Below are 18123 nucleotides of genomic sequence, written 5' to 3' on the forward strand. Positions count from 1 at the left end.
AAGGAATATCAACCACGCTGTTATGCGCCCTACTCTAACCCTCGCCTTGAAATCAGTATTGTCAATACTATTGATGGTATCGTCTTTCATCGCAGCCGCTCAGAAAGTGAACACCAGCCCCACTCCGGCATGGCTGATACCTTATACCCCGGACCTTACTAAAAAACCCAATGCTAAAAATATCAGCGATGGATATTATCTGCTACTCCTGGAAGAACAAAGACAGGTAGAACTGAAAAGTAATTACCAACACTTTATCCGTCAGATTATTTCAGAAGCGGGCATTCAAAATGGATCGGAGATCTCGGTAGACTACGATCCACAATACGAAAAGCTCTCCTTTCATAAAATAGTGATTCACCGTGCTGGAAAAGAAATAAACCTGTTGCCAGGCGCTGCATTCAAACTGCTGCAAAAAGAACAGGACCTCTCCAGGTTCATCTACAGTGGCACTTATACCGCTTATCTTATCCTCGAAGATGTGAGAAAAGGAGATCAGATTGAATACGCTTATTCAATCACTGGCGACAATCCCATCTTCAACGGGAAGCTCGATAGCCGTATTTATTTTGTCGCCTATGAACCCATTGTTAACTATTATAAAAACCTGATCGTAAGCCCGCAAAGGCCTATCCGGTTTAAATTATACAATAACGCCTCCGCTCCCATTCAAAAAAACTGGAACGGACTACGGGTATATGAATGGAATAATGTAGAGGTAAGGGAAGCAGACAACAGTAACTACGTTCCCTCCTGGTACAATCCCTTTACCCGCGTGCAGGTAAGTGAATACGCCTCGTGGAAGGAAGTGGCCGACTGGGCCAGGAAAATAAATACCGTGCCCGCCCCAGGCCCTGCATTGACACGTAAAATTACTGCCTTCAAAAAATCAGCTAATGGCGATAAAAATGCCTATCTGCTGCAAGCGTTAAGATTTGTACAGGATGATATCCGGTATATGGGCATCGAAATGGGAGAATATTCACATCGTCCCAATGTACCTGACAGGGTATTGACACAGCGTTTCGGCGACTGTAAAGACAAAGCCCTGCTGCTCTGTACCATCCTGCGCGCCAACGATATTGCTGCCAGCATGGCCTATGTGAATACGGACGGCAAAGGTGTGGTAAGTGAAATGCTCCCCTCCCCGAATGCCTTTAACCATGCCATTGTACACGTAGTCCTTGATAAGAAGGTGTATTGGCTGGATGGCACCATGTCTTACCAGCGGGGCAATCTGGTTGATTTCTGTGAACCGGACTATCAACGCGCACTGGTCATTACTGATACCACTACGCAGCTCACTCCCATCATTCCGGCCACCCGTGGACGTATTGTTGTTCATGAAACCTTTACGCTGCCCGACAATGAAAATAAAGATGGTAGCCTGGAAGTAATAACGGCCTATCACCGGGATGAGGCAGATGCCCAACGTGCAGACCTCGCCGGCACCAGCATGAAGGATAAAGAAAAGTCGTATCTCAGCTATTATAAAAAGTTATATGGAGATGTGACCATCAAGGATTCTATCATCACGCAGGATTCAAGTACCGTCAATACTATACGCATCAGGGAAAACTACCTGATACACCGCATGTGGAAAAGAGATAGTCTTACCAATAAGCTACAGTTCTCCACCAGTGCGCAATCTTTCTATGATATACTGTCGTATGTGTCTGACGAACAGCGTAAACTACCGGTCAGCCTGCGTTATCCGTATGACCTGGAATATAAAATCATCATGCATACGCCCATTGAATGGTCACTGGATCAAACGCCGGTGCACATTCAGAATGAATATTATGCCTTTGATTACACCGCTTCAAAAAGCGGTACTCTGATAACATTATCTTACCAATTTAAAACCTTCAGTGATCATGTGCCGGTAAAGTTCATGTCACAGTACGTGAAAGACCTGAAGAGGATGAATGAAGTCACATCGCTGGATCTTAGCTGGAAACCGGATAATACGCCCGTGCATCGTCCGGCAATACCCGGTAACTGGCTAGCCATTGCATTGGCCGTATTATTCGCCGCAGTATTTGCTTACCTGGCAAGTGTTTACTATAAGCGGTCTGTATGGCCGGTAAGAGATGCGCCGGAATCCATGCCTATCGGAGGGGGACTTGCACTGCTGGCAATAGGACTGGTATTTAGTCCTTTGGGGGAATTTGTAGGGGTTTGTAAAATGGCGGTATTCGATTATAGCTTCTGGGTAAATACTTCTACCCGAAAAGACCTGGGGAACGTAACCCTGGTACAGCTTTTCCTGATTATGGAAATGGTGGTAAATGTGTTTCTGCTTACTTACAGTGTATTGCTGGCCGTATTATTTTTTAGCAGAAGAGATACTTTTCCCTTTGCACTCGCCACCTATTATTTTATCTCCACTATTTTTATTTATGCAGATAATTCCATCAACAACTACTACTTCAATACGCATCAGCCAGACAGTATATTCAGCTTAAACAGCATTCTCTGGCCGCTATTGCGCATGGCTATCTGGGTGCCCTATCTACTGACTTCAGAAAGAGCAAAAACTACTTTTGTAATGCCGTACCAGGCAGAAAGAGAGCGTTAAATATTATTGACGTATTTCCGTACTGTGGCCAGGTTCACGATGTATACCAGTCCAAGCACCAGCACAATGCCCGCAAACACTGGTACGCCAGGCCAGGGGCTGACCTCCATCTGATGAGTAGCCAGTTCCGCAGCTGCCCAGTATTGCAAACCCGCTACCAGCAAAAGCGACAAGATGCCTATAACAATATATAATGGAACAAATTGCTTTAGCAGGTATCGCTGTAGTTGTTTCGGCGCCGTACCCAATATCACCAGCAACTGAATTTCCCGCTTGCAGGAAGCAATGACCAGCTGGATAAACATGCTGAATACCAGCAGCGCAAAGAACAACAATATCAGTCCGAAGAACCCTACTACAGATACAATGGTTTGCACAATCATCCTGGTTTTACTGAACTTCAGCTTATCCTGATTGGTGGTGTAGCCATTGTCTTCCAGGAACTTTACCAGTGCCGGGTTAGACGGATCTGGTGTTTTAATGATTACCCTGGAAGTGCCTACATTAGTAGCCATTCCATATTTTTCATTGGCCCACGACATAAAAGAGGCCGGCACCAGGAAGGAAGAGATGCGATCAGAAAAACCCACTATATGGCCCATGAACTGATCAGCGACCTGGTTATTGGAAATGCTTACCTGTAAGGGCAGCGCCTTCACCGTTTCCTGGGAAATCTGTGGCAGGTCCTGGCTTAGGGAAAAACCAAAGTTATAGAGGTTCAGAAAGTCGTTGGGTAAGATAATCGGAATGGTGCGGTCGCCGTTGCTCCATTTCCAGTCTTCGTTTTTCACATCTAAAAAGCTGTCCGGCACTGCTTCAAAAAACATATCAGTTGCAAAGTGCAGGTCACCAGGCGCTTGTATGACTACTTTGTACTGGCTGGAGGTAACTAACCCAAAGGCCTGTACGAAAGGTTGCTTTTTAATATTGGCAATTTCTTCCGGGGTAAAAATGCTTTTGGCAGACTGTCCCATCATAGCATTGGTGATGGTTTTGTTGATCACCAGGAAATCGGCTGTTTCATTCTGGTTCTTGGCGCTGTACAACAGCTGACTGAAGTTGGTATGGGCCTGGATAGCAATCAGGATCAGCAGCATCGCAATGCCCAGCCCTACCGCTGCCATCAGAAAGCGGGTTTTACCTACACCGGTTTGAATGATCTTCTTAAGTAAGTCGAAAAAAGGACGCATGAAACAACATTAAAGATGGAAATGCACATCATAAGTGAAGTGCTGGTCATTATCCAGGTCTGTTAAAATGAACCCGGCATTGCGGGCTTTACATTCATCGGCAATCAGTGCAGCGGCACGCTGCGTATTTTCTTCATCCAGGTGGCTGAAGGGCTCGTCCATCAACAGCCACTGAAAGGGTTGTACCAGTGCCCTGATAATGGCAATACGCTGCCGCTCGCCGTAGGAAAGGGTTCTACCACTCTGCTCCAGTATATGTGATACATTGAGTCGTGCTGCCATTTCCTCGATCTTTTCGGCCGGATAATATGGTTTGGGCTGCATTACTCTTTTTAAAGTAATATTTTCACGGGCAGTGAGTTGTTCGAACAGGCGAAGGTCCTGGAATATGACGCTCAGCTCCTGCTGCCGCATCAGTGCAATCTCGTTTTTACTGTATGCCTGCCAGGGCTGTCCGTTTACTTGTACTTTTCCTGTATAGTCATAACGGATATGATACAGGTAGTGGATCAGGGTAGTTTTGCCAGTGCCTGATGGCGCTTTTATTTTTACAAAACTGCCTGGCTTAAAAGTCACATCCTGGTTCCAGATGTCCGATGACCGCTGCCGGAGCTTATCCTGCAAGGGTATGGGCATGAGCTGATTGAGCTGAATCTGCATAGTGGCATTTACTGTTAACGAAAGCGAATATAAATGATAAATTTCACGCAGAGGTGCAAAGAAAACAAAGGCGCAGAGGAATATCCCCTGCGCCCTTGTGTATAAGTATGATCTGAATTAATAAGCTGTTGCAGTAGTATCTGCCGGAGCGGCAAAGAGGCTGTCTTCATAAGCCTTTTCCTTTGCTTTCTTTGCCTGCATTACTTTCGCTGCTTCTGTACCAAAGTTAACCAGTTGTACAAGGCTGTTCTGATCTTTATTTTTAAAGGTCAGCACTGCTTCTGCATGCTGTACATCACCGCCTTCGCTTTTGCTTACTACGGTAAAGTCTTTGAACAGTTCTTTTACTTTCTTGGATACATTTTTTTCATCTGCATCCATTTTTTCTTCCGGAATAATGGCGGTCACCTTTTCGAGGTTTACATAACCACCCAGCATGCTTCCTTTTACTTTGCTTTCAATGCCTTCCGGTAATTTGATGCTGCCTTTGCCGGCCAGGTATTGCTGTAACAATACGCTGTCGGAACCTACGGTTACAAATTTCTCTGTGATGGAGAATGGAGGCATGGTAGCAGCAGCCATCGGGTTTACAGTTACGTAGTGGTCACCTTCGCGGGCAAACACTTCCTTCAGCATAGGAGAAGTCATTACTTTATTGAAAGCATCCTTATTTCCTACTTTCAGGCTGAAGATCCATTTAGCAGAAGGGTTTTCAGTGAATTCGCCAGGGAAGTATTCTGATTCTTTCTTGGTGATTGCAAAATCAGAGGCAACATATACCAGCTGACCTTCGAAAGCATTCAGGATATCATCCATGGTTAAACCCGATTTGCCGGTAATAGCCATGTTTACGATACCGTCCATGCCAGTAGCTTTAATGATTTCACCGATCATGCGGAAGTCGAAAGCATAGGAAACGAAACCGGTCACGTTTTCTGAAGGATATTTCTTCAGCATGTCCATATCGATTTCTTTTTTGCCGTATTTCTTATAGATAGCGGCAATTTCTTTACCCATGTAAGTATTCCCGTTAAACAGAATTTTACCGTTTTCGAAATCAACGGTACCCGTGTAATAGGTACCTTCCATCAACTTCTTCACGTTGGCAGGGATCATAGTAAACTGGCCGCTGTTATAGATAGCTTCCGGGTTTACAAAGATGCCTGCATCTGCATCTTCTTTCAGCAATTTGGCAAAAGGCTCTATGGAACCGGCAGATTCTTCTTTTTTCAGATGGAAGAGGTGATCTACTTCCGCTACCCATGTTTTTATTTCTGCATCGTCATCGGCAGCTCTGAGGGCTGCTGGTGCTGCAACAGCGCTGTCAGCAGCTTCTTCCGGGGCATCTGGCGTTGGGATAGTATTACCTGGAGCATACTGTTGCAGGCTATTAGGGTTTACTGCACTTACGTAGATCACGGTTGATTTATTCCAGCCGATCACTGCATGTTGCTTGGACTCCCAGATATATTTAAAATCATTCTGTGTTTTCAGGGAAAAGTTAGCTACGGTCTTTTTGAGATAGGCCTCAAATTTGTCGGCATCTTTCAAACTGGCAGTAGCAGCCACATAGGACTTGTGGTCAGCGGGCTGACCCTGGAAAACGAAGGACGCAAAGAAATGGCTTTGCAGGTCGATACCGGAATTTTCGGCATCTTTCCAGGCTTTCATCATTTCATTGGCGGTGTCTTTGCTTTGTGCTGCATCAAACAGTTTATCCATGGTAATACCATTGGTCACCAGTTTGGTAGTCAGTTGTTTGGCATTCAGGTCTATTACCAGGCCAGCCGTTTTTGGAATATACCGGCTCTCATCAGGGGTTTTAGAGCAGGAAGACAGAATAACGGCTGCGGCTACAGCAGTTAACAACACTTTGGAAATTGTTCTTTTCATAAAAGCTATAAAAATTAAAGAAAATGATTCGGAGCAACACTCATCAAACAATACATTCCCACTATCGTGGTATTTCATTCGTGCAAAAGTACGTATATTTTTGTAGCGTATATGTCTGATTTTTCCCTGCAACATACAATAATTCAATACTGATTAAGTTTATACCTTTGCTACTAACTATGAAACTATTACTAAATACCATAGAAAAACCATTATGTTCCTGATTATGTTACAATACATACGGCCCGTTGCGGCTGTAGAACACTTCATGGAGGCGCATACCGCCTTCCTGCAGAAGCACTACGAAAGTGGTCAATTCATCTTATCGGGTCGAAGAAAGCCTAAATCTGGTGCTGTTATTCTTTGTAACGTTTCGAGCCGCAGAGAGGTAGAAGAGATCATGAGCGAAGATCCACTGGAAAAGTACCAGCTGGCGCTTTACGAGATCATTGAATTTGAGCCAACAATGTATGCCAACACGCAGAAGAAATAGTCTTTCCGCCTTGTAATGCCTTGCCAACCGCTTATGCTTCTTTATTTCCGGATCATCACTTCATAAAGTAAATGACCTTCGTCAGCCATTTGCTACTGTCCTTTTCTTTGCCCGGATCTGTTACATACATCTCTATTGTGGGTGGGATTATTTTCCTTCCTTTATCTGTAATAAATTTTTGAATGGCCACATGTGCGTTGGCTATTTTGCTGTAAGGGCCATAGTAGTCCGCATATGCAGCCTGTGCTGCCGGCAGCGTAATGATTTCATAGCCGCTGGCTGCTTTGCTGCCTTCCGGAACCGGTATAGCCGCCGCCATATCTGTTTGCTGTAGTTTCCGGTCCCAGGTAAAAAAAATGCCGCAGGGTACGCCTGGCTGCAATTTGGCTGCTGTAGCCGCATTATAGATCGTTGCCAGGTTTTTACGATAGTAGTCGGTAATCCTGCTCATCTGAATGGTTTTTCGTACAGCCGCATACGTGGTTGCAGGGTAATTCATTTCTTTTACCGTTACATCAATACCGTTAGGGGTACCCGGTCCTTTCACCTCTGCTTCCGCCATACTCTTCAGATTACTGAGGCCATGGTGAAAATCCTTCTCCAGTGCGCCTTTCATAAAAAGCGACATCACATTTTGCGGGCGTTTATAGCGGGTATCAAATCCCCAGGTAACCTTTGTTTTGCCAGCAGCCTCCGATAAATTAAAAAACACATCTGACTCAGATGCGAAAGGTGTAATGAATGTAAGTTTCTGGGTAACAGACTTATAGGTATCCATGGATAGATGCTGTAACTTCCCCTCACCGATTTTACTGCCCTTCCAGGAATCGGTAGCTCCAATAGTACCATCATCACCTGTAACAGTAAACCTGGCGGTGGAATCCATCTGCTTCCAGCTATTCCACTCATTAAATTTTTCGAATCTGACAATGTCATTCCATACGATAGACGCGGGAGCATTGATTTCTACAGTGCGCTCCACATGCATTGTGGTAGGCGCGAAAAAGATCAACACGAGTGCTATGAACAGGATGATTCCTATGATCCAGGCGAGTGTTTTAAGTACTTTCATGACTGTCGGGGGTTGATGATAATAAAAATACGTCTTTTTATTGTTCAACCGACAGATCACGTTGGCAATCAGGTAGAAGAATGTTGGCTACTCGTACTCTTTATCGTTGGCTTTGTCCTGTTGATACTGCTCGTCTGCTTCCTGCGCTTTTTCGAAGTCCAGGATAACGGAGTTAATGCAATAACGAAGTCCTGTTGGCGGTGGTCCATCATCGAAAACATGTCCGAGGTGCGATTTGCAGCGACCACATAAAACCTCCGTCCGATGCATGCCATGTGAATTGTCTGGCGCGTAAATGACACTGGTTTTGGTAAGTGGCTGAAAAAAGCTGGGCCATCCGCAACTGCTTTCGAATTTGGCATCCGAAACAAATAAAGGATTGCCGCAGGCTGCACAGTAATAACTACCATGTTCTTTGCTGTTCCAATATTTTCCGGTAAACGCCCACTCTGTTCCCTTTTCCCTGGCAATGTTAAAAACATCCTTTGGTAGTACTTCCTTCCATTCCTCGTCTGTAAGATTTACTTTACTGGCATCTGTACGGGAGTAAATTCCTCCCTTCTTTTTTCCATCTTCCATTGATTTCTTTTTTTCGCCGTTTTACGGGTAAGTACGGTTGGTCACCCTGATAGAGATCTTCAAAATTATTCGATTCCATAGGTACATATGTAAAGTTTTGATTCGTTAACTTCTCATTAACACTATCATTGTGATTCAGTCAGTCTGTTGCTTCCTTAATTTTTTCTCTATTTAAATTACGTATGAACAAGCATAATGGATTGTTATTTCCTGCAAATCAAGGGCCTATTTCACAAAACAGTTAGTTTTTTGTTTAAAACTGTCTGATAATCACCGATGAGCAACTGCATTTAAATTGTTAACTTTACAGCAAAAGGCTAGTAAGTGGCGGATATCATCAATTTATTACCAGACAATATAGCGAACCAGATAGCTGCAGGAGAAGTGATACAAAGACCGGCATCGGCGGTAAAAGAATTACTGGAAAATGCAGTAGATGCAGGCGCTACCGAGATTCAGCTGATCATAAAAGATGCAGGCAAGGAGTTAGTGCAGGTAATTGATAATGGCGGCGGTATGAGCGAAACGGATGCCCGGATGTGCTTTGAACGCCATGCTACCTCAAAAATACAATCCATAGACGATCTTTTCCAGATCACGACCATGGGTTTCAGGGGCGAAGCCCTGGCCTCCATTGCGGCCGTGGCCCAGGTTGAACTCAAAACCCGTAAGAAAGGCGCCGATGTTGGCTCCTACGTGGAAATCGATAATAGCTTCGTGAAAAAGCAGGAACCCTGCCAAACAGCAGAAGGCACCAGCATTGCGATGAAAAACCTGTTCTTTAATGTGCCCGCCCGCAGAAACTTCCTGAAAAGCAACGCGGCAGAAATGAGGCATATCGTAGACGAGTTCATTCGCGTGGCCATGTCTTTCCCCCAACTGCAGTTTTCACTCACCAGCAATAATCAACAGCTGTTCCACCTGGACAAAGGATCGCTTAAACAACGTATCGTAGCCATCCTGGGACAACATTATAACGCCCGTCTTGTTAGCGTAAAGGAAACTACCGACTACATGAATGTGTACGGATTTGTAGGAAAACCCGAAACAGCCAAGAAAACAAGAGGCGATCAGTTCTTTTTCGTCAATAACCGCTTTATCAAAAGCTCCTACCTGAACCATGCAGTCATGAATGCGTTTGCGGATATTATCCCGGCAGACGGATTCCCCCTGTATGTACTGTTTATTGACGTAAACCCTGAACATGTCGACATCAACGTACATCCTACCAAACAGGAAATCAAGTTCGATGACGAAAAGCTGATGTATGCCTTTGTACAATCTGCCGTGAAACACTCCCTGGCCCAGTTCAGCATCACCGCTACCCTGGACTTTGACCTGGACCCCAGTATCCAGGCCCTGGACGCTGTAAGTAAACCATTTACCGCCCAGCAACAGAACGAGTCTACCCTGAGTCCCCTGTATAAATCCTTTACACAGGCGAACCAGGCACACATGATCGATAAAAGCAGCAACAGCAGTAACCTGAAGCACTGGAAAGATTTATACGAAACCAACAGCAACGACAGTTACACCACCAGCACCTATACTGCCGAACAGGAGCCTGAAACACGCCCCGCTGTTACTTACGAAAGTCAACCCCATGCTACCGCCTCCGTTATCGATGAACGCTGGCAGGATACCGCTACAGATCAGAAAGTGCCGGTACAGATCCAACAACAATACATTTTGTCCCAGATAAAATCTGGCTTCATCTTAATAGATCAACAGGCAGCACATGAAAGGATCCTGTATGAACGCTACCAGCGTGCCTTACTCGAAACACCCATGGCTACCCAGCAAAGCCTCTTCCCACAAACCCTGCAACTCCCTCCGGCAGATGCAGCCCTGGTAAGCGAAATGCTGGGAGATCTCCAGACACTGGGCTACGACCTGGAACCGTTTGGTAATAATACCTTCATTGTCCGCGGTACCCCTGCAGACATCCAGAATGGTAACAACCAGGCTACCATCGAAAACCTGCTGGAACAATTCAAAAATTTCAGCCATGAACTGAAAGTAAATACCCGCGAGCAGCTAATCCGCTCTATGGCACGTAACAACGCCATCCCTGCCGGTAAAATACTGGCTGCCCGCGAAATGCAGAACATTATCGATGAACTGTTTGCCTGCAGCATGCCAAATGTGGCGCCAGGCGGCAAATTCACCTTCATATCATTCAAACTCACTGATCTGGCGCGCATGTTTGAACGCGGCAACTAATTGGGTTACATCTTAAAAAGAAGAGCGAAGAAGATCATATAGTCTTCTTCGCTCTTCTTTTTAAGATGCAACCTGCTTAATCCCCGGTGAGAAAAAATTCCAGCCGGTCATATAGCTTCCCAAAGCGCCTATACTTTTCCTGATACCCTTCAAACTTACTTATATCTGGTTTAAACACCACTTCCGTTACCGGAGCACTATCATCCGGCTCCGGCCATTTCAACGCCCTTGCGGCCAGTATGATGGCTCCCAGTGCAGACGCATCACTCTCCTGCTGCAGGTACATGTCCTGGCCAAAAATATCTGCCAGCAACTGAATCCAGCCTGGAGAACTGGTGAAGCCTCCACTAACAGAAATTTTGCGCACCGGCCCGGCTGTTTCCATCAACGCTGTTTTAATGCTGTAGAGCGCAAAACAAATACCCTCCAGCACTGCCCGGGTAAAATGTGCGGGGGTATGCTGAGGCTGTATGCCTATGAAAGCCGCACTGGCGTGACTATTCCACACCGGCGCTCTTTCTCCCAGCAAATAAGGCAGGCATAACAGCCGGCCGGGATCGGTCAATAAAGCCTCGTTCACAAGGTCATTCAATGCGCTGAGCGGCTTTTGCAGGAAATCCCTTACCAACCATTGCAGTACAACGCCACCATTATTGGTGGCACCACCGGTAATATATACATCATCTGTTAGCAGGTAAGTGAAGAGACGTGCCTGGGCATCTGTGAGTGGCTGTTGCCCTGCCATTCTTACCGCGCCGCTTGTACCGATAGTGAGGGTAGCATGGCCTTCGTCCATAGCACCACTGCCTAATTGTGCCAGGCAGCCATCACTGCCCCCTATTACAAATGGGGTGTCGGCCGGAATGCCCAGTTGCGCGGCAATATCTGCGTGTAGTCCTTTTATAATATGATTTGCCGGTACTGGTTGTGGCAGTTGTGCTGCCGTGATGCCTGCAGCCGCCAGTGCCGGCTCACACCATTGCAAAGTATGGATGTCGAACAATCCGGTAGCTGAAGCAATAGAATGGTCTATAATGTAACTACCAAAGAAATGATGGAAGATATATTCTTTAATACCAGGGAACAGCGCAGTTTGCGCAAACAGCGATGGCTGCTGCTCCCGGAGCCACATAATCTTGCATAGTGGCGACATGGCATGTACCGGGGTACCCGTTTGCCGGTAGATCAACTCCCCTTCCGGGGTATTGCGCAATGCGAGCGCAAACGATTCACTCCTGTTGTCTGCCCAGATAATCAGGGGTGTAAGCGGTACGCCCTCACTGTTGACCGCCAGGACGCTGTGCATCGCGCTACTAAAGGAAATGGCTGCTGGTGCAGCTCCCACCCGGGCTACCACTTCCCGGATCCCGGCCTTTACGGAGGCCAGTATTACATCAGGGTCCTGCTCGCTGTAGGTGGGCTGTGGATGCTGTGTGGCATAGGGCTGTTGAAAAACAGCCAGAATTTTGCCGTCCATTCCCCGCACAATCGATTTTGTACTGCTGGTGCCGATATCTACACCAATAATATACGCTGTATGATCACTCATATAAAAAACCTTCCTTTTTCCGCATTTAATTTATAGATTTAAAACCGGTGTTCTTCTAAAAAGTCTAAAATATCCACGCAAATGGCTTTCGAAATCAAAAAACAGGGGAAGGTTTATGACGTTTGTATTGTTGGTTCCGGTGCCGGAGGCGGTATGGCGGCAAAGATGCTGTCTGATGCAGGCCTGAAAGTAGCATTACTGGAAGCAGGTCCAAAGTACGACCCCGCCGACCCGGAGCAGGCCACTCAATTAAAATGGTCATATGACTCTCCCAGAAGAGGTGCCAGTACCACCCGCCCGTTCGGCGACTTTGACGCATCGTACGGAGGATGGGAAATTAACGGTGAACCTTACACGAAAAAAGATGGCACCGAATTCGACTGGTTCCGCTCCCGTATGTTAGGGGGCCGAACTAACCACTGGGGCCGCATTTCACTCCGCTTCGGACCACGTGACTTCAAACACAAAAGCTATGATGGCCTTGGTGACGACTGGCCCCTCAGCTATGATGATGTGGCGCCTTATTACGACCGGGTAGATAAGATGATTGGTGTATTCGGATCCAAAGAAAACATGCCCAATGAGCCTGATGGCTTCTTTCTACCTCCTCCCAAACCCCGGCTTCATGAGCTGATGGTGAAAAAAGCAGGTGATCGTTTAGGCATCCCCGTTATCCCGGCGCGCTTATCTATTCTGACCCGTTCTGTTAATAAAGATCGCAGCCCCTGCTTCTATTGCAGTCAGTGTAACCGTGGTTGTACTGTGTACGGTGACTTCTCTGCTTCTTCTGTACTGGTGAAGCCGGCCATGAAAAGCGGGCATGTAGACCTGTATACCAATGCCATGGTGCGGGAAGTGCTCACAGACGGCAGCGGCAAAGCCACCGGCGTAGCCTATGTGGATAAAACAGACCTGCAGGAATATTCTGTAAATGCCAAAGTAGTGGTATTAGCTGCCAGCGCCTGCGAATCTGCCCGTTTGCTGCTCAATTCAAAATCTGCCAAACATCCCAACGGGCTGGCGAATTCCAGTGGTGTGGTAGGTAAATATTTACATGATTCTACCGGTTCTTCCAGGGGAGGCTTTTTGCCGCAACTGATGGACCGTAAACGTTATAATGAAGATGGTGTAGGCGGCATGCACATGTATGTGCCGTGGTGGGAAGACAATAAAAAGCTGGATTTTGCCCGTGGCTACCATATTGAATTCGGAGGTGGTATGCATATGCCATCCTATGGTTATGGTTTTGGTATGGAACACCTGAATGGCAAACAACCAGGCCGCGATGGTAAAATAAAAGCGGCCGGTGGCTATGGTGCTTCGCTGAAAGATGATTACCGCCGGTTTTACGGCGCCCACATCGGCTTTGCCGGCAGGGGCGAATGTATTGCACGGGAAGATAATTACTGCGAGATAGATCCTACGGTGGTAGATAAGTTTGGTATACCGGTACTCCGTTTCCATTACACCTGGAGTGATCATGAAATCAAACAGGCCAGACACATGCAGGATACTTTTGAGCAGATCATTCATGAAATGGGTGGTATTGCTACCGGTACTAAACCAGGGGCTGATACCAAATACGGACTGGAAAATCCTGGCCGTATTATTCATGAAGTAGGTACTACCCGTATGGGCGATGATCCGACCAAATCCGTACTGAATAAATTTAACCAGGCGCACGAAGTGAAAAATCTCTTCGTTGTAGATGGTGGTGCATTTGTATCGCAGGCAGATAAAAATCCTACCTGGACCATACTGGCCCTGTCTATGCGGGCATCTGAGTATATTGTAGATCAATTGAAAAAACAGAATCTCTAATCATTTAAGTTTTTTTCATGGATAGAAGAGAATCACTTAGGGCCATTGCATTAGGCACATTATCAGTAGGTACCATCTTATCAGCCACTGGTTGTGAAGATAAAAAAGGAACCGGTGATAAGAAGGGAGAAGAAGTTGCCAAAACGCCCGGCTATGGCCGCACGCCAGAAGAAGTAAAACGGGATAAAGCATTGATGGAAGAGAGTTTCTTCACTCCGGAAGAAATGAAAACCATCACTATTCTGGCGGATATTATCATTCCGGCAGATGAACATTCCGGCAGCGCTTCTGATGCGAAAGTGCCTGAATTCATTGCTTTTATTGTAAAAGATATGCCGGAACACCAGCTGCCCATGCGGGGTGGTTTACGCTGGCTGGATGTGCAATGTGCCAAACGATATAATAAATCTTTTGCCGGTTGCAGTGAACAACAACGTATAGAAATCGTTGACCTGATCGCTTATCCGGAAAAAGCGAGTCCTGAAAATAGCCAGGGCGTTGCCTTTTTTAACCGGATGCGCAACCTGACTGCTACAGGATTTTTCACCAGTAAAATAGGTATCAAAGACCTGAACTACATTGGCAATACCCCCAACGAATGGGACGGGGTACCTGCGGATGTATTGAAGCAATATGGTTATGCCTATGATGAAAAGACATTGGCGACCTGCCTCAAAATTGAGGACAGAGGTAAGCTGATGACCTGGGACTAATGACCAAAATTGCTATTTCATAATTTAAATCCAGAAAACTTATCATCAATGATTCCAGAAAAAAAGAATGAGGGGGAAAACAGTGTCTCCCGCAGATCATTCCTGAGAAACGGTGCGCTTGCAGCCGCCGGTTTCATGATAGTTCCACGTCATGTATTAGGCCGGGGCTATGTAGCGCCAAGCGATCGCCTGCGCGTAGCAGGTATCGGTGTTGGCGGTAAAGGCTTCAGCGATATTTCTGAATTTGCCAAAGGTCCGGCAGATATTACTTTCCTGTGTGATGTTGACGCCCGTCGTGCCGCGGAAGCAGTAAAGAAATTCCCTAAGGCCAAATTCTATACTGATTTCAGGGAAATGTTTGACAAGGAATACAAAAACTTCGATGCGGTTTCTGTATCCACACCAGACCACACACACGCAGTGGCTGCCATGGGTGCGATGCAGCTGAAGAAAGATGTATATGTTCAAAAGCCATTAACACACGACATCTACGAAGCACGTATGCTTACGCAGGGTGCCAACAAATACAAGGTAGTAAGCCAGATGGGTAACCAGGGCTCTTCCGGTGATGGTGTTCGTCAGCTGATGGAGTGGTACAATGCCGGTCTTGTTGGTGATGTACACACTATCTACTGCTGGACAGATCGTCCCGTATGGCCACAGGGCGTTCCCTGGCCAACCACCCGCCAGGATGTTCCTAAAGAACTGAACTGGGATCTGTGGTTAGGTACGGCTCCTAAAAAAGACTATGTGGATAACCTGGTGCCGTTCAACTGGCGGGGCTGGTGGGATTATGGTACCGGCGCTATCGGCGACATGGGTTGCCATATCATTGAACCTCCTTTCCGTGTACTGGGACTGGGTTATCCTACTTCAGTAGAGTGTAGCGTTGGTAGTGTATACGTAGGAGAATTTACACGTGGCTACTTCCCTGAAAGCTGCCCTCCTTCTTCTCATGTAATCATGAAATTCCCGGGTAAAAACGGCAAGGAAGTGACCCTTCACTGGATGGATGGCGGTATCCAGCCCGAGCGTCCGGAAGAACTGGGACCTAACGAAGTAATGGGCGATGGTGGTAATGGCGCCTTGTTTATCGGTGATAAAGGTAAAATGATGTGTGGCACTTATGGTATGTATCCTAAATTGTTACCTACTAACCGCACAGATGGCGCATCTGTACCGCAAACCATTGCACGTGTACCCGAAGGGCACTATGTACAGTGGGTGAATGCTGCTATTGCCGGTTATGGCAGCAAGCAGCAGAAATCACTGAGCTCACCATTCGACATTGCTGGGCCACTGACAGAAAGTATTCTGATGGCAAACCTTGCGATACGTAGTTTTGATATCCGCAAACAAAAATCCAATGGTAAAGGATTTGATTATCCGGGCCGTTATATCAAACTGTTGTGGGATGGTAATAACATGAAGATTACCAACTTCGATGAGGCTAACCAGTTCGTAAAACGTAATTACCGCGATGGCTGGTCATTAGGTGTATAGTTTATTTAGCTCTTAGCCAATGGCTAAGAGCTTTTAGAAAAATGCAGCGGAGATCTCCGCTGCATTTTCTTTTATAAAAGGTGTGTTATTTTGTATAGTCTGCCTGTTGCAACAGGTTGCTGTTTTTCCTGATTTCATTAGCAGGAATGGGCAGCAAATAATTCTTCGCTTTTACAAACTTGCGATCCTGGATGCTAAACGGCCGGTATACGAAAGGATGTCCCGCAATCTTTGAACCCAGTACTTCAATACCTTTTGCATTTTCGTTAAACGCAGTTTCTGCATCTCTCCATCTGCGGGCATCGAAGAACCGGTGTTCCTCAAAAGACAGTTCATAGCGTCTTTCATACTTTATCACCGCCAGCAATGCGGCACCAGATGCAGTGGTAGCAGGCATACCGGCGCGTAACCGCACCTGATTTACGGCGTCGCGCGCAAATGGTTCATTACCGGAACCGTAGGCCGCTTCTGCATAATTCAGCAAAATTTCCGCATAACGGAAAAAGATCCAGGACTGGTCACCACGAAAGAATTGAGCATCCAGGTTTTTATCCATGAACTTACGCATGTAGTAGCCCGAGTAAGTGCCATTCCAGTTTTCGATAGTACTGTTGCGGGTATCCAGCCCCCAAACACTGTCTGTTCCATTTGCCGCTTCATATTTACCGGTTTGTATCACGCCGATCGGATCGGTTTTAGCCCCATCTGAAGGACGGGGTTTCCATTTAGCGCCATCATAAAGAATGGTAGCGTAAAAACGGGGATCGCGGTTTTCGTATGGAGCTTTTGCCTKCGCAACATTGCTCCATGAAAATGCAGAACCATCCTTCATCTGGTAACCTGATACAAAATTTTCAATGGGCACATTTCCGCCCCAGTTATGGTAACCGTTGGGACCATTGTACAAATCATGAGAAGTGCCCAGCAGAGCTTTATCATACTGCTTAATAAAAATCAGTTCAGGATTATCCTTGTCCAGGAATACGCGGGTGTAGTTTTCTACCGGGTCACTGGTCGGCTTATAAAGACTGTACATGTTCATCTTCATAACGCTGTCTGCTGCATCCATCGCTAATTTATACCTCGCAGTTTGATTTCCTGATGCATAACCCATTAACTCATTCGGTGCATATTTTTGATCAAACAGATCACTGGCTGCGAAAAGTAACATTCTCGCTTTAAGCGCCAGCGCGGCACCTACCGTTACTCTTCCTTTGCTGGAAACGGCTTCGTAAGATTTGGGTAATTGCTTTGCCGCCAGATCACATTCTGCTACAATAAACTTAATGCATTCATCAAAGGTGGCTCTTTTAATACTGAGAATTTCTTGTTCATCTCCCTTTATTTTGAATGTTTTAGTGATCAATGGCACGCCACCATAATACCTTACCAACAGGTGATAATACCATGCGCGCATGAAATGTACCTCTCCGGTCATCCGTGTACGCTGGCTTTCATCCGTGAATGGTACAGATGCTACTTTTTCCAGGAACATATTACAGTTACGGATAGCTTTATAGTGCGCATCCCATCTGGCAAAGTCACCGAGTGCACCCGGATCATCTGCAGAAGCATTTCCCTGTACTACCCGGGAAGTATTATAATCATGGATAAAGCGGCTTTCGTCCGTCATAGAAGAAAGCATTACTTCATTAAAACCGGGCCGCATCTGCACATACAGGTCATTTACAAATGCCTGCACCAGACCTACATCTTTCCATACATCTCCTTCTTCGTATTCATTGAGTGGTTTCTTTTCGAGGAAGTCCTTATTACACCCGGTAGTGGCTGCACATAACAAAAAGGCTCCTACTATATATTTGATGATTTTTACTTTTTTCATGGC

13 protein-coding genes are annotated in these 18123 nt (G+C 46.1%); 6 read left to right on the top strand and 7 right to left on the bottom strand.

All coding sequences use genetic code 11. From position 1 onward, the window contains the following. The first annotated feature begins 22 nt into the window (after positions 1–22). Entirely contained in the window at positions 23–2581 is a 2559-nt protein-coding gene (locus AC1DCV_RS14375) for a DUF3857 domain-containing protein (RefSeq protein WP_477023780.1), read from the top strand. Here the strand turns inward: AC1DCV_RS14375 and AC1DCV_RS14380 are convergent. From AC1DCV_RS14380 to AC1DCV_RS14390, 3 genes are all read right to left on the bottom strand, one after another. Further along, a complete protein-coding gene (locus AC1DCV_RS14380; protein ID WP_477023781.1) occupies positions 2578–3771 on the bottom strand; it encodes an FtsX-like permease family protein in 1194 nt (397 codons plus the stop codon). The genes AC1DCV_RS14375 and AC1DCV_RS14380 overlap by 4 nt on opposite strands. A gap of 9 nt (positions 3772–3780) precedes the next feature. Further along, a complete protein-coding gene (locus AC1DCV_RS14385) occupies positions 3781–4431 on the bottom strand; it encodes an ATP-binding cassette domain-containing protein (RefSeq protein ID WP_477023782.1) in 651 nt (216 codons plus the stop codon). Between the two features lie 117 nt (positions 4432–4548). Beyond that, positions 4549–6324, bottom strand: a complete 1776-nt coding sequence (locus AC1DCV_RS14390; RefSeq protein WP_477023783.1) for a hypothetical protein — start codon at positions 6322–6324, stop codon at positions 4549–4551. Positions 6325–6550: 226 nt separating this feature from the next. Here AC1DCV_RS14390 and AC1DCV_RS14395 point away from each other — a divergent pair, with 226 nt between their 5' ends. Next, positions 6551–6817, top strand: coding sequence for a YciI family protein (locus tag AC1DCV_RS14395; protein ID WP_477023784.1), 267 nt, complete (start codon positions 6551–6553; stop codon positions 6815–6817). A gap of 55 nt (positions 6818–6872) precedes the next feature. Here the strand turns inward: AC1DCV_RS14395 and AC1DCV_RS14400 are convergent, their stop codons facing one another. After that, positions 6873–7889 carry an SRPBCC family protein gene (locus AC1DCV_RS14400; RefSeq protein WP_477023785.1) on the bottom strand — a complete coding sequence of 339 codons (1017 nt, stop codon included), beginning with the start codon at positions 7887–7889 and terminating at the stop codon, positions 6873–6875. An 87-nt stretch (positions 7890–7976) separates the two neighbouring features. Further along, entirely contained in the window at positions 7977–8468 is a 492-nt protein-coding gene (gene msrB, locus AC1DCV_RS14405; RefSeq protein ID WP_441578263.1) for a peptide-methionine (R)-S-oxide reductase MsrB, read from the bottom strand. 324 nt (positions 8469–8792) lie between these two features. Here msrB and mutL point away from each other — a divergent pair, with 324 nt between their 5' ends. After that, positions 8793–10691, top strand: a complete 1899-nt coding sequence (gene mutL, locus AC1DCV_RS14410; RefSeq protein WP_441578264.1) for a DNA mismatch repair endonuclease MutL — start codon at positions 8793–8795, stop codon at positions 10689–10691. Between the two features lie 76 nt (positions 10692–10767). Here the strand turns inward: mutL and AC1DCV_RS14415 are convergent, their stop codons facing one another. Then, positions 10768–12240, bottom strand: a complete 1473-nt coding sequence (locus AC1DCV_RS14415) for a gluconokinase (RefSeq protein ID WP_477023786.1) — start codon at positions 12238–12240, stop codon at positions 10768–10770. 81 nt (positions 12241–12321) lie between these two features. Here AC1DCV_RS14415 and AC1DCV_RS14420 point away from each other — a divergent pair, with 81 nt between their 5' ends. Genes AC1DCV_RS14420 through AC1DCV_RS14430 form a run of 3 tightly spaced genes read left to right on the top strand, consistent with a single transcriptional unit; the run spans position 12322 to position 16277 of the window. Beyond that, the gene (locus AC1DCV_RS14420) at positions 12322–14061 is read left to right on the top strand and encodes a GMC family oxidoreductase (protein WP_441578103.1); all 1740 of its coding nucleotides are present in this window, start codon (positions 12322–12324) and stop codon (positions 14059–14061) included. Between the two features lie 17 nt (positions 14062–14078). Next, positions 14079–14774 carry a gluconate 2-dehydrogenase subunit 3 family protein gene (locus AC1DCV_RS14425; RefSeq protein ID WP_477023787.1) on the top strand — a complete coding sequence of 232 codons (696 nt, stop codon included), beginning with the start codon at positions 14079–14081 and terminating at the stop codon, positions 14772–14774. A gap of 48 nt (positions 14775–14822) precedes the next feature. Then, the gene (locus tag AC1DCV_RS14430) at positions 14823–16277 is read left to right on the top strand and encodes a Gfo/Idh/MocA family protein (RefSeq protein WP_477023788.1); all 1455 of its coding nucleotides are present in this window, start codon (positions 14823–14825) and stop codon (positions 16275–16277) included. A gap of 85 nt (positions 16278–16362) precedes the next feature. Here AC1DCV_RS14430 and AC1DCV_RS14435 read toward each other — a convergent pair whose 3' ends face one another. Further along, positions 16363–18120, bottom strand: a complete 1758-nt coding sequence (locus AC1DCV_RS14435) for a RagB/SusD family nutrient uptake outer membrane protein (protein WP_477023789.1) — start codon at positions 18118–18120, stop codon at positions 16363–16365. Positions 18121–18123 lie beyond the last annotated feature (3 nt).

Source organism: Chitinophaga sp. 10T418 (assembly GCF_056394125.1).